Genomic DNA, 14,184 nt, shown 5'->3' with positions numbered 1-14,184 from the left:
AAAAATAGCGAATAAGCAAAATTTAATCGGCAAAGCAAAATCACTTTTCTTAAATCAAGAATGATCAGTCTGCCAATTTATATAAAAATTGGCAGACTAACTCTAGATTGTTACTCTTCTAAAAGACTTCTTAACATCCAGGCTGTTTTTTCATGGACTTCAAGTCTTTGTGTGATCAGATCAGCTGTTGGCTGGTCATTAACTTCATCCACGATGGAAAAGAGACTTCGAGCAGTTCGCGCAACAGTTTCATGTGCATTAACCAGCAGGCTGACCATTTCCTCGGCTTTAGGAACACCTTCTACTTCTTTAATTGCGGTTAATTTTACAAATTGTTTATAGGTTCCAGGAGCAGGAAAGCCTAAAGCACGAATTCGCTCAGCAATGATATCCAAGGCATTCCATTGCTCCGTATATTGAGTCATAAACATGTTATGTAAGCTATTGAATTGTGGCCCAGTCACGTTCCAATGAAAGTTATGGGTCATCAAATACAAGGTATAGCTATCCGCTAGCAGTTTGGATAAACCTTCAACAATTTTGGCACGATCACTATGAGAAATGCCAATATCAATTTTCATTGTTTTAGATTCTTTTTTAGAACTCGCCATTTTTTAGACTCCTTATATTTTAAGTGTATATGTTATATAGACATTAAGATTTTATGACCATCACGGGCAATTCCGTTGAGCAAAGTACAGCTGTGGCCACACTTCCGAGTATCCATTTTTTAAAACCTTTACGACCATGCCATCCCATCACAATGAGATCAGTTTCAAGCTGTTTGGCAGTTTCAACAATACCCTCTTCAAACAGTACGCTTTTTAGGACTTTTGTTTCTACTTGAACACCCGCCGCATATGCAATTTCGCTTGCTTGTTTTAATACCTCTTCTGCATTCGCATAGGCTTGGATAAAGTGTTCTTTCATTGAAGCAGATACATAATATTGACATCCTCACCCACCTGAAAGGAGGGTGATTCCTACTTCTAGACGCTTATGCCCAAGCGCAAGTATGTTCTTAGCAGAATTTAAATCACGTTGATTTACACTTCCGCATTCACATTCCCATACTCTTATTCGCAAATCTGCTCTACCTTTCGGACTGCTTGCGGTGATCTCACCACAGCACGAACAGATTTGGGTTGTGAATCTCTCGTTGACTTCTTCAAACATTACCCCTGCGTTCTCGCATTTATACTTGAGCATTGTTTTTAGTGCTGAAAAACTTGCATCTAAAACAGACTTTGCCATTTTGGTTTTCACTAGTTTTTTCGCACTCAGATCACCTACAACAATCAGTGCATTTTCCCGGACCAGTTCAGTACTGGCCTTATGCAAATGGTCTTTACGACTGTTTGCAATCTTGGCGTGTAATGCACGGACACACTTTTTATTCTTTGCTCGTTGAGCAATCCCTAATTTCTGTTCATATTGACGGTAGAACTTGGGATTTGAAATTACCGTACCATCGGAACAAGTGGCTATATCCTTTAAGCCCAAATCAATCCCGATCGCTTTAGTTCCTGTCGATTTCTCAGTTTTAGGACTATCCACAACCAAGCAGACATACCAGCGGCCACGCGCATCCTCGACAAATGAACCTGTTTTAATACTGTATTGACTTAATCCGTAGCTATCCCATATTTTAAATTGATGCTTGCCATATTGAACAAAACCATCAGCATATTTGATTGCTACTTTCTTGAATGGTATCCATCCAAGTGATCTTCTTGCTGATTTTTTGTTGCTGACACGCCATTTGAGTTTCGCTTTTTTGAATTGTTTTCTACGTGTGACCAATTCAGCCGAAATCGCCTGAATAGTTTGGCTATGCAATCCACACTCTTTAGATGCGCCCTTAGTGTACTTATCAATATCATATGAACTTAAAAACTCACCTTTTCTTTTGAGGTGCTTAAAACTTAAATCATTAACATAATTCCAGACAAAGTTTACCTCAGATGCCAATTGGTCTAGTGCCTTGTAATGTCTGTCTTTTATGCGTAATTTAAGTGTTTTCATGCTTTATAATATAGTTGGTCTATTATGGGAAATCAAGAGATAAGAACAGGTCGTCACTGTGTTTTTAATATGCACGTTCACTTGATCTTTTTGACGAAATATCGAAAAAATGTATTTAATTTAGACATGCTAGATTCAATGAGAGAGATGTTTAAAAAAGTATGTTTAGACTTTGAAGCTGAATTAACTGAATTTAACGGAGAGGACGATCATGTTCATTTGCTAATTAATTACCCTCCCAAAGTGGCTGTTTCAAATTTAGTGAACAGCTTAAAAGGCGTATCAAGCAGACATTTAAGAAAACAATATCCCGAAATTAAGTCTAAATTATGGGGTGGTTCTTTGTGGTCGCCTAGCTATTTCGCTTCTAGCTGTGGTGGTGCGCCACTAGAAATTACCAAACAGTATATTGAGCAACAACAAACACCACATTAACACCTTGCGGTAGTCGCTTATATCCCCAACCATCAAGGATGGGGCTTTACGCTCCATTTGGTAATAGAAATCTGCATCTGTAGATGGATCTTCTGAAACCAGACTGATTAAGGTCAACCTGTTATCAAAGACCTTAGCAATTTCGACCGCATGTTTTACCGCTGAGAAAGAATTTTTTGAACCATCGACTGGTACTAAAATATTCTGGTATGACATCGGTGAAACTCCAAATATTAGCCTTCTATTGAGTTATAAATAACATAAGGTTGCTAGAGCTTCAATTTAAAGCATTTAAAACTGTAAAATTCTCAGCTGATATTGACTCAACTTGAAAAAAAGTGAATAGCTTTTTGGCTGCTATTCACCTGATCATCAAACCTGTTTAACTTGGCAGGACATATCCCTTTTCCTTAATTAAACGTACTGCTGCATCACAAACTTCCGGATCATAAATCGTTCCACGTCCGCGTAAAATTTCTGAAAGTGCAACATCTATGCCCAAAGCAGCACGATATGGACGATGCGAAGCCATTGACTCAATCACATCGGCCACCGTCAGAATACGCGCCTCAGGATGAATCTCATCACCTTTTAATCCTTTAGGATAACCCGTGCCATCCATCCGTTCGTGATGCTGGCCAATGATTTCAGCAATTGGAATATTGAAAGGAATATCTTTGAGAATGTCATAACCAGCCTGTGCATGCCCTTTCATCATTTCCATTTCCAGATAGGTCAGACGTGAAGGTTTGGTCAGAATCTCGGAAGGAATCGCAATTTTGCCAATATCATGTACCAGTCCAATTTCTTCCATCTGTAGACAGCGTTTTTCATCCCAACCCATTTCTTTGGCAATCGCACTGGCAATCAGTCCGACACGGCGTTCATGCCCCGCAGTATAAGGATCACGTAACTCTACCATGGTGGATACGGCCTGCAAAGTGCCGTACATGATGGTTTCCATATGTTCCAACTGATGGGCAATCTGGTCCTGTGCCTGCTTTTGTTCGGTAATGTCTTGTGCCATTACAATCGAGGCAGGCAAACCATCATCCCAGATGATGCGACGGGTATGCAGGGAAAATTCACGGATCTGGCCATTTTGATGTCGGAATGGAACTGTATACGGCGTGTCCGAGTGTTCTGCAGTCTGTAACGGGTTTTCCTCTTGGTGAATCGCAGCAAGAGTGTCTATTGTCGCATCAGTAAACTCCAGGATATTATGTCCCGTAAGCTCTGTAGTAGACCTACCCAGCATATCGACATAACTTGGGTTGACGTATAAATACTGATTGTCGCGCAGTACATACATTCCGACCACGGTTTGTTCCACCATGCCACGGAAACGCTGCTCGCTGTCTCGTAATGCCTGTTCGGTTTTCCGGATGGCTGTAAGATCGGCCCAAGCCAAAATCACATCATTGCCGACAATCGCCAGCGTGCGCTGTGCAATACGGTGACTACCGTCTTTTGCCACCAAAGTAATTTCAGGAAATTGCACCTGTTTGCCATTTTTCGCCAGCTGCAATGCCTCTTCCCAGTTCTGTTGCATAAACTGTCTTTGTTCTGCATTAGGCGCCACTTTTTTTAGCCAGGCTTCCCGATTTTGAAAATCTTCCAGGTTATATCCCAGCCATTTTTCATAGGCTAAATTAACCGCAAGAATTCGTTCATCCTGCATGGAAATAATATGCATCGGTACGGGAGACTGCAAAAACACCTGCTGGAAACGTTGTTCCATCTGCTGCGAATAGGTCTCGGCAGTTTTGCGATGTTGCTCCGCTGAAAAACGCTCCAGCGCAGAAGAAATATCCCTTGAGAGATTTTGCAGCAGCTGAATTTGCTCCTCATCAAATTCCACTTGCCCCGTGGTATACAGCCCCACTAGTCCCCAAAAATTCCCCTCAAACAATAAGGGGATCAATGCCGTCTGACGCACCTTTTCCTGTTCTAAGTACTGTCTCCACGCCCGGTATTCTGGAGAAACATTCTCATCAGGATCATTGACTAAGGTATAGGTATAGACATCCACCTCTGGGCTGGTATTTTTCATCTGATTCAACGGAGGATTTTCATTCTGCTGCAAGACAGTCTGCAAGGTCGTCAGAATATTTGCGCTAATATTATAATGGAACTGAATCACAAGCGGGCTGTCATCCCCATCATCCGCTTTGAGTGCAATCAAAATTTTAGCAAAACTACCCAGCTTCAGTAGCACCTGCTGCAACTCCGTCAGCAAATCCTGCTGATTCTGGCTATGTGCAATCACCCGGTTGGTTTCACTGAGCAGCTGATAAAGATAGGTCAACCGTGCTACACGCCCCTGGGACTGTAGCCGGGTATACACATCGGTGATCTGACTGGTGATATGATCGATTAAACTCTGCTCTTCATCCAGAAAAGCCGGGGCATCCGCTGCCGGATCATACCAGATGCTTAAGGTACCGAATTGCTGGGTCTCATTGGCAAAGACCGACTGCAAACAAGGTGTCTGAGCACGAGGTGCTGTGCCAAAAACACCCCAGTCACTGTGAATCTGCAGATGAATCCGTTCTAGAGATGAAAAGCCGGAAGGAATTATTTCCATGGCTTTATGCAACAGCTCCGTCATGCCGATATGCGTGTGGTTGCAGAGCTGATTAATCTGGTTCAGACAACGTACTTCTTTCACGCGCTTCTGTACATCCTGCAGTAAAATCTGACGTTCTGTAATATCGTGCACCACCATGACCCAGACCGGTTTTTCACCCAACCGTTCCGCAAAAGGTGCCACATGACACTCGACCGTTTTGTGATCCGGCAAGGTCAGCTGGATTAAAAACTCTTGCGGTGCCTGCTGCAATCGGGAGCACACCGGGCAATCTTCGGCCTTTACCAGAGGATCATGCACCAGTTCATGCACAGAGCGTCCGCTCAATTGTATCGCTGGAATGCCGTGCAGCTGCGCTGCTGCCAAGTTGACCTGCTGAATGGTTTGGCTGGAACTGACAATATAGGTCGGATCCGGAATGGCGTCATAGGTGCTGGCGGCCTTGGACAGCATGCTAAAAGGCTCTTTAATGGTCGACTCGACCAGCGCCATATAAATAAACCAGTATGAATAGACTTTCAGAATATGCCCCAGCAGATTGGCATCGGCATACACGGACACATATTGAGTAAGGGTAAATTCAGAGGCCATCATGGTCAGCATAGAAAGACTGACACCAAACGCCAGTTGTGCTGATAAATATTCGCGGCGCTGCCAGACCAGTAACAGCGCTAATGCCAGAACCGCAATAATCAGATATTCACTGTAAATTTTAAAAGAGGTCAGGCCCTGCCCATCAATAAAGGCGGTTGGGAAGAAACCCAGCATCACTGCGCTGACAATCCCGACACTGAGCAGACCAAAAAACAGGTTCAACGGGACAGGCTTGATCGCGCGTGTCAGCATGAACGGCGCGGCGAGCATAGCAAAGGCTTGCAATAACCGGGCGCCAATCCATAATTGGGTCGCCTGATTGGCACTGTCCACCGGAAGAATTTGCATGCCTTTATAGAGCAGGGTGTGGAACAAATCAATAAATCCACACCAGCCAATCGCGATGGCAATGAAAACCACAAAATAATTTTTAGTAAAATGCCGTGACACCACGGTCACAATCAGAGCCGTGAGCGCGATAATGATTGAAATCAGTTCCGCCACGGTATGGGTAAACAGGAAACCAAAACTTTGATTGGTCCACCAGATCAGCAAGGCAAAAATCGTCGGAGGAATCAGCATCATATAAGGAGAAATAAACGACTTGAGGTCGAATACATCCGGTGAAAATAAGTCACGAGATGATTTAGGCATAAAATTCCTTGATGAGATTCGCAAATGGTCTTAGGTATTGACATCCTCCCCCAGCTAAAGCAAGGGGATTCCTACTGCTAGACGCTCATGCCCAAGCGCGAGTATGTTCAGGGCAGAATTCAAATCCCGCTGCCAGACTGTACCGCAGTTCTGGCATGTCCATTCTCTCATTCCAAGATCAACCCTACCTTTCGGACTACTGCTTGATATTTTCTTGCAGCACGAGCAGATCTGGGTGGTATAGGCTTCATTGACTTCTTCAAACAAGACCCCTGCGTTCTCGCATTTATACTTGAGCATTGTTTTGAGTGCTGAAAATCCTGTGTCCAAAACAGATTTTGCCATCTTGGTTTTCACCAGCTTTTTCGCACTTAAGTCACCTACAACAATCAGTGCATTTTCTTTCACAAGCAGAGTGCTTGCTTTATGCAAATGGTCTTTACGACAGTTTGCAATCTTGGCGTGTAATGCACGTACACGTTTTTTATTTCTTGCTCGTTGAGCTATACCTAATTTATTCTCATATTTTCGATAGAATTTAGGATTTGAAATCACAGTACCATCTGAGCAGGTGGCTAAATCTTTTAAGCCCAGATCAATCCCGATCGCTTTAGTTGCAGTCGTTTTCTCAGTTTTAGGGCTATCCACAACAAGACACACATACCAGCGCCCACGACTATCCTCAACGAATGAGCCTGTTCTAACGCTGTATTTACTTATACCGTAGCTATCCCATAGCATGAATTGATGCTTGCCGTATTGAACATAGCCATCAGCATATTTAATCGCTACTTTTTTAAAAGGTATCCAACCAAGTGAACGTCTTGCTGACTTCTTGTTACTCACACGCCATTTTAATTTTGCTTTTCTAAACTGTTTTCTTTTACCAGCATATTCTTCTCTGATTGCATCCACCGTTTGACTATGCAGCCCACACAATTTTGAAGTCCCTTTTGTGTATTTAGCCATATCGAATGCTGAGAAAAAGTCACCTGTTCTTTTTAGGTGTTTGAAACTTAAATCATTCACATAATTCCAAACAAAGTTCACCTCAGATGCTAATTGGTCTAGCACCTTGCAATGTTTGTCTTTTATGCGTAATTTAAGTGTTTTCATGGGCTTATTTTAGATCATGTTAAATTAAAGGTGTTGATTTTAAAAAAATCCAACGACATTTCATGTCGTGTCGCTTATATCTCTGCCCTGAAGGACAGAGTTTTATGCTCCATTTGATAAACTCGTTCAAAGTTTTGTGTTAGCTAAAAATTTACATGATAATTATATCATTAGGCCTATGTGAATTATCTGTGAATAAATGGATAAAACCTGTTTACAGCCAATAAGATAGATTAGGCTCAACGGTGAATTTTAATTAGTGGATGTCTGGAATCTAGCGCGTACAGTTACGCCCCTCATGCTTGGCTTGATACAGTTTTTGATCCGCCATTCTCAGAACGTCCTCTACATCTTCAGAATTTCGAGGCCAGTAAGCGATACCAATTGAAATGGTCACCGTTCCCATATCCTCCATCTCTGTGAGTTCAACCGCTTTTCGTAGCCGTTCCGCGGCCTGAAAAGTAATTTCCGGATCCGAAGTAGCCATTAAAATAATAAACTCCTCCCCCCCTGAACGGCAGCAAATATCATTGTCACGAAAATGATATTTCATCACGCTCGCCAGCCTTTTTAAGACCACATCGCCTTTGTCATGGCCATAGGTATCGTTCACCTTTTTAAAGAAGTCGATATCCACTGCCAGCACAGCAAACTCGGTACGCATACGCACAAATTCTTCAATAAACAGGTTCATCCCACGGCGATTGTATAAACCGGTCAGCGGATCGGTATTCACCGACTGATTCAGCTCATCAATTTTTTCATTAAAATTCTGACAGCTTAGCATCAGGGAATTTTTGAATTGATCGACTTCAAAATACAAAGGGTCGATTTTGTTAATTTTTTCCTGAACATCCGGCCGACTGAGCATACTGGCCATTTTCGCTAAATGGTTTAAAGGCAGTGCAATAAAACCAGATAAACGCCAGACCATAAAGAAAATGAATAAATAGAATAGTGTAATTCCGATGGACACTTTGAAAATGATGCTGTTGGCCTGAGCAAATAGCTCATCAATCGGCTGCTGTGACACCACAATCCAGTTCACACTGGGAATATGCGAGAAACCGACCAGACTGTCTATTCCTTTACTGTTCATCAGGCGGAAAGCTCCATCCTGTTGATTCAGCATCGTTGTTAATCCGTCACTGGTCTGGACTTTCTGGCCAATTTGCTGAGTATCGGCATGAAAAATGATTCGTTTTTGGTCATCCATGACATAGGTATAATTTTTCTTATAGCCATATTTGGATGCCAGCATTTCACTGACCAAATTCTTACTCTGCAGATAAATCGTGCCCGCAATAAAACCCAAATATTGTCCTTTGTCATCAAAGATCGGTTCAGAAACAATGACGATCAGTTTTTTCGTCGAAGACCAGTACGGAGAAGAAATATAAGTTTGCTTGTGCCTGAGTGACTCGGTAATGCCATATGTTTTCTGGATCTGTTTTGAATCAATCTTTAAGGTCGTCGGGAAAAATGAAATGATATGACCTTCACTGTCAGCCAGAAACACACTGTTGAAATTTCCTGACTGGCTTTTTAGTCGCGCCGCTTCACTGCTTCTCAAGCTTTCATTGGAAAAATTTTTGCCTAGTACCTGGGTGCTGAATCTTAAATTTTTTAATATTTCCTCAAACTGATAGTTGGTATGTACAGCAATTCTGGATGAATATTCTGCATTTAACGCCAAGGAATTATCTATTAGTCGTTCTTTAACTGTATAATTTACAAAGAATAAAGCAAAGACAAACAGACAGGTCACACTCAGAATGGTTAAAAGTAAGATTAACCTGCGCAAATTTAAGTTGAGCGCCAATAAAACCTGTCTCACTAGATCAATCCTAAGTGATGATTTATTATATTTATATCATAAAACTTATTTTATAAATAATTTTTCTCAGCTCTAAGTTACAGATTTCAGTAACTAAATTAAATTTCAAGCCGAGTCTTTTGCCTCTGCTTCGATAAAATTCGACAATGATTTTAAAAGTTTTTAGGCTGCATCAATAAAGGAGTGCAATGGTGAAGAAGACCATGTTCATATGTTCATTCAATACCCATCAACCATTCAAATTTCCAAGTTGGTGAATAATTTAAAATCAGTAAAAAGCAGAAGAATACGAAATCAATTTTTAGACTTACGGGGAAGTTATGTAAAACCTGTGCTTTGGTCACGTTCTTATTTTTCTGGCTCATGCAGTGGTACGCCACTCAAAATAATTAAACAGTATATCCAAAATCAACAAGGTTAATTGTTGCGAAATTTACCTCCACCTGAGAAGTACTGCTTCGCAAGATCGAGTAGAGTCCTATTTCATTTTTAAATTTTTTTTGATTATAATTAGATACTTATAATCCTAAAATGACGGGTAAAAATTGCCGAGATATCTTGACCAGACGCTTACCTTTATATTTGGTTAAAAAAACAAATATATAGATATCAAAAGAAGGCATATACTTTATAACAACTAAAATCACATAGGAGCAGAAAAATGCCTCTCAAATTTGTAATTCGCTTCACTAGTATTTTGTTTTCCGTATTAATTCTGGCTGCTATCGCCATTCACTTTTTCTTTTCAAGTAAGCTAACCACGGACTTATGGATCATTTTAGTGCCAACTATTCTGGGTGTTCCAATCTTGACATCAGTTATCTTTACAAAAGATGATGAATTGAGTATCCCATCTGCTGATTAGCGTATCTATATATAAATTAATAAAGTAGTGATCTAATTATTGAAAAGCTCATTGTAAAATAGGCTTTTTTTGTTGTCTAAAAATAAGAAGAGCCAAACTCAACAATTCGACTGGTTTTAATCGCTTTATGCTTTATCGCACCGGCTTCTTTGATCGAAGAAACTAGCTCATCAAATAAATTGTTATCCAAAAAATTACTCCTTCACGAATTGAGACTCAGGATCGCTGTTTATGTGTCAATCAGGTTATTTTTAACTAAAATCACCAAGAAGAATATTTAATCCTCCTCTATAACCGAGTAATAAGTCACTCGAAGACTGCCGGTTTTTCTTTTATTGCCCCGAGCACATCCTATTTTAGCTATTCCATCGCCACTCTTAATGACATCACCTTAATCAGGCTGTATTCTGATGTAAAAAATGAATTGAGAGAACTGTGCTCGAAATTATTGCTCAGCTGTGTGGCGGTATTGGTTTATTTTTAATTGGCATGATTTTAATGACCGACAGTCTTAAAGAAATGGCAGGTGAAACTTTACGAGTATGGCTGACCAAATTTACAGGGACACCGTTTAAATCACTGTGTTCTGGTATTGGTCTGACCTTGATTGTCCAATCTTCTACAGCCACTACCCTTGCGACTATTGGTTTTGTCGGGGCGGGAGTATTGAGTTTTACCCAAGCAATTGGGGTGATTATTGGTGCCAATATCGGAACAACCAGTACCGGTTGGATGGTGGCTTTGCTCGGGGTTAAGTTTTCTATTGCCACTTTTGCCTTACCTCTAATTGCTTTAGGCGCGCTGTTAAAATTATTAACCCATGGCCGTTTAGCATTATTGGGTTTTGTACTGGCAGGTTTTGGTCTGATTTTCTTTGGAATTGATCAACTACAGATTGCGATGTCAGGATTTGCTAAACAAGTCGATTTGTCAATTTTTAACTATCACTCATTTGGGCAAAAGCTGTTTCTGGTTTGGATTGGACTGATCATGACGATCTTGCTGCAGTCTTCCAGTGCAGCCATTACTGCGACTCTAGCTGCTTTAGCCAGTACAGCAATTGACCTGCAGCAAGCCTTATTACTGGTGATTGGACAAAATATCGGGACAGTGGCAACTGCAGTACTGGCTGTTATTGGTGGCTCGGTTAATGCCAAGCGGACTGCAGCGGTGCATGTGGTTTTTAATGTGGTCAGTGCGGTATTTGCTTTCTTTGTATTGCTGCCCTTATTTAACTGGACCTATTATCATATTCAATCTATTGCTGCATGGGATGAGGTCGTTATAGTGGCGGCCTTCCATACTTTATTTAGTGTAATGGGCGCATGTATTTTTATACCTTTGATCCATCAATTTAATGACCTCATTTGTAAGTTTTTACCTCAGAAAACGTCCGGTGTGCTCGAAATTCTGGATGAATCTAATCTGGAGATTCCAAGTGTGGCAATCATTGCTGCAGAAAAAGTAGCGTATCAAAGCCTGATTCAGATGTTTGAGATATTGCGTCGTGCTTTTCAGGATGGGGCGACTGTTAGCCCAAAAGAATTCCAGCAATTAGATGAAGTGATTGAACAGCTAGAAGCCTATTTAGAGAAAATTGTGGTTCCAGAATATCAACAAGATAAACAACGCTTGACCTTTTTATTACGCATGATGGTTTATATGCATGTTCTGCGAAGTGATTTGGAAGGTGTTTCCTATGCATTGGTTATTCGGACCCAACCACATATTTATCAAGTGGCTTTAGATTTCCTAAATATTCTGGATCATTATGCAACCAGTTTGGAATTCTTAGAAAATGCTGAAGTCATTGATAATTTTAAACAGGAACTGGCCAATCTTAAACACTGGACCGATGAGAACCGCGCAACCTTACGTGAAGAGGTGATGCAATACGCCACCTTAAACCGGCTGAGTGCAGCAAGAAGTTTAAAGCTTCTTGCTGCAAAACGCTGGCTGGACCGATTGATCGCCCATACCAAAAGATTATCAAAAGTGCTGGCTGAACGTTGAAACCTTTATCAATCCTTTAACAGTCTTCTGGCATCTTTCAAAGCAGTTCTTAAACCTTCTTTCAGAGTGGGATGATAAAAAGGTTTCTTCAAAATATTATCCATGCTCAAATCAAATATTGGCTAAATAAGCTGCAACATCATCCACTGTGGCTCTCGCTGTTCTAGAAACGCCAATTAATGTTGCAGAGGCTAGTCCAGTCCAGTCTCCATATCCCACTAACCACAAGTTCGCGATCTTGACCGACCTTCCGTCCTTAACCTCTACCGAGTTATCTTGCTCTACCGCACCCAGACTGCTCAAGTGATCCAATGAGGCTTTAAAACCCGTGCACCAGATGACCGCATCAACGTGTTCTTCAGAGCCATCAGGCCAAATGACAGAATTTGTGGTAAACGATTGAAAAGGCGGACGACTATGCAAAACCCCTCTCTCCCTCGCCTCCTTAACACTATCAATCATCACAATATCACCAAGCCCCCCAACAGGCTGATCAATGACTTTACCCTCTTGCTGTGCTTTTAAGCGTTCCGTCGCTCTTAAAAACAGTACACGACCGTCCACATCATCGGATAAAAATTGAGGCGGAGTTTTTGTGACCCAAATGGTTTCAGCAACTTGTGAAACCTCAGCGAGTATTTGCGCGCCCGAATTCCCCCCACCCACCACGATGACTTTCTTATCTTTAAATGGATCTGCATTCAGGTAATGGGCTGAATGTAACTGCGTGCCTTGAAAGTTTTCCTGTCCCGGATAATCAGGAATAAACGGCTTGCGCCATGTCCCTGTTGCACTGACCACCACCTTGGCTCGCCAAAACTTTTCTCCAGCATATACGTCTAAATACTTTCCCTTCGATTCCACACGATCGACATGTACTGGACGAACAATCGAAAATTGATATCTCTGTTCATAAGCCGATAAATACTGGATCACCTCATTTCGTGTTGGATAGGTCTGTTCAGTGATGGGCATCATCCAACCGGATAGAGAACTCCAGGTATTAGGAGAAAAAAGACGCAATGACTCCCAGGTATGCAGCCAGGCACCCCCTGCTTGATTTTGCTCATCCAATATAATGAATGGGATTTTCTTGCGCTTTAAAAAATAAGCGGTAGATAAAGCGGCCTGCCCACCACCGATAATGATCACATCAGTTTCAGTCTGTTTCTGGTTCAAAGCCTTCACCTTTTCCTTATTTATCTCTGACTTCTTTAATGTAAAAACCCAATCATGAAGACTGGGTTTTTACAATATTCATTGTACCTTTAACAGCACTTCATCGGTACAGCATAAAAGTGTTACTGACCTGGCAATGAGGCGCAGTATTTAATACCATCCAGCATTTACAAACTGCGCTGATTTACACGATTGGACAACTCTTCAGCCGATTCCTTGCGTTCAGAATAACGATCAGTCAGGTATTTGCTTTGACCACGAGTCAGTAGGGTGAACTTAAATAACTCTTCCATGACATCCACAATCCGGTCATAGAAAGCTGAAGGCTTCATTCGTCCATCTTCTTCGAATTCCAAGAAAGCTTTCGGAATTGAAGACTGATTTGGAATGGTGATCATCCGCATCCAGCGCCCCAAAATACGCATCTGGTTCAGGCTGTTAAATGACTGTGATCCACCACTGACTTGCATCAAGGCAAGGGTTTTACCTTGGGTGGCACGGATTGCCCCTCCTGCCAGTGGAATCCAGTCTATTTGTGATTTAAAAATTGAACTCATAGAACCATGGCGTTCAGGTGAACACCAGACCATGCCTTCTGACCATGCTAAAAGTTCATGCAACTCTTTTACTTTTGGATGCTCAGTATCCGCATCTTCAGGTAAAGGAAGCCCTTTAGGATGAAAGATTTTTACTTCCGCCCCAAAATGCTCCAGGATTCGACCGGCTTCAAGAACGGCAAGGCGACTGTAAGAGCGTTCTCGATTCGAGCCGTAAAGGAGCAAAATGCGAGGGGGATGAGCAAGTTCTTTTGCCTGAACTTTTTCAAAAGTCGGTTGCTCAAGAAGATTAAGATCTACGTTTGGGAGATTCATAGAA

Annotated in this window: 12 protein-coding genes and 3 pseudogenes; 4 read left to right on the top strand and 11 right to left on the bottom strand. The window is 41.6% G+C overall.

Annotation, left to right across the window (positions count from 1 at the left end; genetic code table 11):
- Positions 1 to 110: 110 nt before the first annotated feature.
- The 3 genes from B9T23_RS10965 to B9T23_RS10955 are packed head-to-tail and all read right to left on the bottom strand — an operon-like array spanning position 111 to position 2,025.
- Positions 111 to 611, bottom strand: a complete 501-nt coding sequence (locus B9T23_RS10965) for a Dps family protein (RefSeq protein WP_067723696.1) — start codon at positions 609 to 611, stop codon at positions 111 to 113.
- 43 nt (positions 612 to 654) lie between these two features.
- The gene (locus B9T23_RS10960; RefSeq protein ID WP_086194124.1) at positions 655 to 930 is read right to left on the bottom strand and encodes a universal stress protein; all 276 of its coding nucleotides are present in this window, start codon (positions 928 to 930) and stop codon (positions 655 to 657) included.
- 27 nt (positions 931 to 957) lie between these two features.
- Positions 958 to 2,025, bottom strand: a complete 1,068-nt coding sequence (locus B9T23_RS10955; RefSeq protein WP_086194123.1) for an RNA-guided endonuclease InsQ/TnpB family protein — start codon at positions 2,023 to 2,025, stop codon at positions 958 to 960.
- A gap of 24 nt (positions 2,026 to 2,049) precedes the next feature.
- Here B9T23_RS10955 and tnpA (B9T23_RS10950) point away from each other — a divergent pair, with 24 nt between their 5' ends.
- Positions 2,050 to 2,460 carry an IS200/IS605 family transposase gene (tnpA, locus tag B9T23_RS10950; protein ID WP_214645436.1) on the top strand — a complete coding sequence of 137 codons (411 nt, stop codon included), beginning with the start codon at positions 2,050 to 2,052 and terminating at the stop codon, positions 2,458 to 2,460.
- Here tnpA (B9T23_RS10950) and B9T23_RS17165 read toward each other — a convergent pair.
- The 4 genes from B9T23_RS17165 to B9T23_RS10930 form a co-directional block, all read right to left on the bottom strand.
- A complete protein-coding gene (locus tag B9T23_RS17165; protein ID WP_086194121.1) occupies positions 2,413 to 2,676 on the bottom strand; it encodes a universal stress protein in 264 nt (87 codons plus the stop codon). The two genes, tnpA (B9T23_RS10950) and B9T23_RS17165, sit on opposite strands and share 48 nt — an antisense overlap.
- 166 nt (positions 2,677 to 2,842) lie before the next feature.
- Positions 2,843 to 6,298, bottom strand: a complete 3,456-nt coding sequence (locus B9T23_RS10940) for an MASE3 domain-containing protein (RefSeq protein ID WP_086194120.1) — start codon at positions 6,296 to 6,298, stop codon at positions 2,843 to 2,845.
- A gap of 54 nt (positions 6,299 to 6,352) precedes the next feature.
- Entirely contained in the window at positions 6,353 to 7,414 is a 1,062-nt protein-coding gene (locus B9T23_RS10935) for an RNA-guided endonuclease InsQ/TnpB family protein (protein WP_086194119.1), read from the bottom strand.
- A 274-nt stretch (positions 7,415 to 7,688) separates the two neighbouring features.
- Positions 7,689 to 9,251, bottom strand: a complete 1,563-nt coding sequence (locus B9T23_RS10930) for a sensor domain-containing diguanylate cyclase (RefSeq protein ID WP_086194118.1) — start codon at positions 9,249 to 9,251, stop codon at positions 7,689 to 7,691.
- A 169-nt stretch (positions 9,252 to 9,420) separates the two neighbouring features.
- Here B9T23_RS10930 and tnpA (B9T23_RS10925) point away from each other — a divergent pair.
- Positions 9,421 to 9,672: pseudogene (gene tnpA / locus B9T23_RS10925) on the top strand (IS200/IS605 family transposase); the annotation flags it as partial.
- Positions 9,673 to 9,912: 240 nt separating this feature from the next.
- Positions 9,913 to 10,116, top strand: coding sequence for a hypothetical protein (locus B9T23_RS10920; RefSeq protein ID WP_067723685.1), 204 nt, complete (start codon positions 9,913 to 9,915; stop codon positions 10,114 to 10,116).
- A gap of 97 nt (positions 10,117 to 10,213) precedes the next feature.
- Here the strand turns inward: B9T23_RS10920 and B9T23_RS16610 are convergent.
- Positions 10,214 to 10,306, bottom strand: a pseudogene (locus B9T23_RS16610) (transcriptional regulator); the annotation flags it as partial.
- A gap of 245 nt (positions 10,307 to 10,551) precedes the next feature.
- On the opposite strand from B9T23_RS16610, the gene B9T23_RS10915 reads away from it, so the two are divergent.
- A complete protein-coding gene (locus B9T23_RS10915; protein WP_086194117.1) occupies positions 10,552 to 12,129 on the top strand; it encodes a Na/Pi cotransporter family protein in 1,578 nt (525 codons plus the stop codon).
- A gap of 8 nt (positions 12,130 to 12,137) precedes the next feature.
- Here B9T23_RS10915 and B9T23_RS16975 read toward each other — a convergent pair.
- The 3 genes and pseudogenes from B9T23_RS16975 to arsH all read right to left on the bottom strand — a co-directional run.
- Positions 12,138 to 12,224 (bottom strand): annotated as a pseudogene (locus B9T23_RS16975) (hypothetical protein); the annotation flags it as partial.
- A gap of 16 nt (positions 12,225 to 12,240) precedes the next feature.
- Entirely contained in the window at positions 12,241 to 13,308 is a 1,068-nt protein-coding gene (locus B9T23_RS10910; protein WP_086194142.1) for an ArsO family NAD(P)H-dependent flavin-containing monooxygenase, read from the bottom strand.
- Between the two features lie 167 nt (positions 13,309 to 13,475).
- Positions 13,476 to 14,180, bottom strand: a complete 705-nt coding sequence (arsH, locus tag B9T23_RS10905) for an arsenical resistance protein ArsH (protein ID WP_067723683.1) — start codon at positions 14,178 to 14,180, stop codon at positions 13,476 to 13,478.
- Between the last annotated feature and the right edge of the window lie 4 nt (positions 14,181 to 14,184).

The sequence above is a fragment of the Acinetobacter terrae genome, assembly GCF_002135195.1.
In the GTDB taxonomy this organism is placed as follows: Bacteria; Pseudomonadota; Gammaproteobacteria; order Pseudomonadales; family Moraxellaceae; genus Acinetobacter; species Acinetobacter terrae.
The sequence above is the reverse complement of the archived record's forward strand: the minus strand, read 5'-3'. Positions and strand labels throughout refer to the sequence as shown.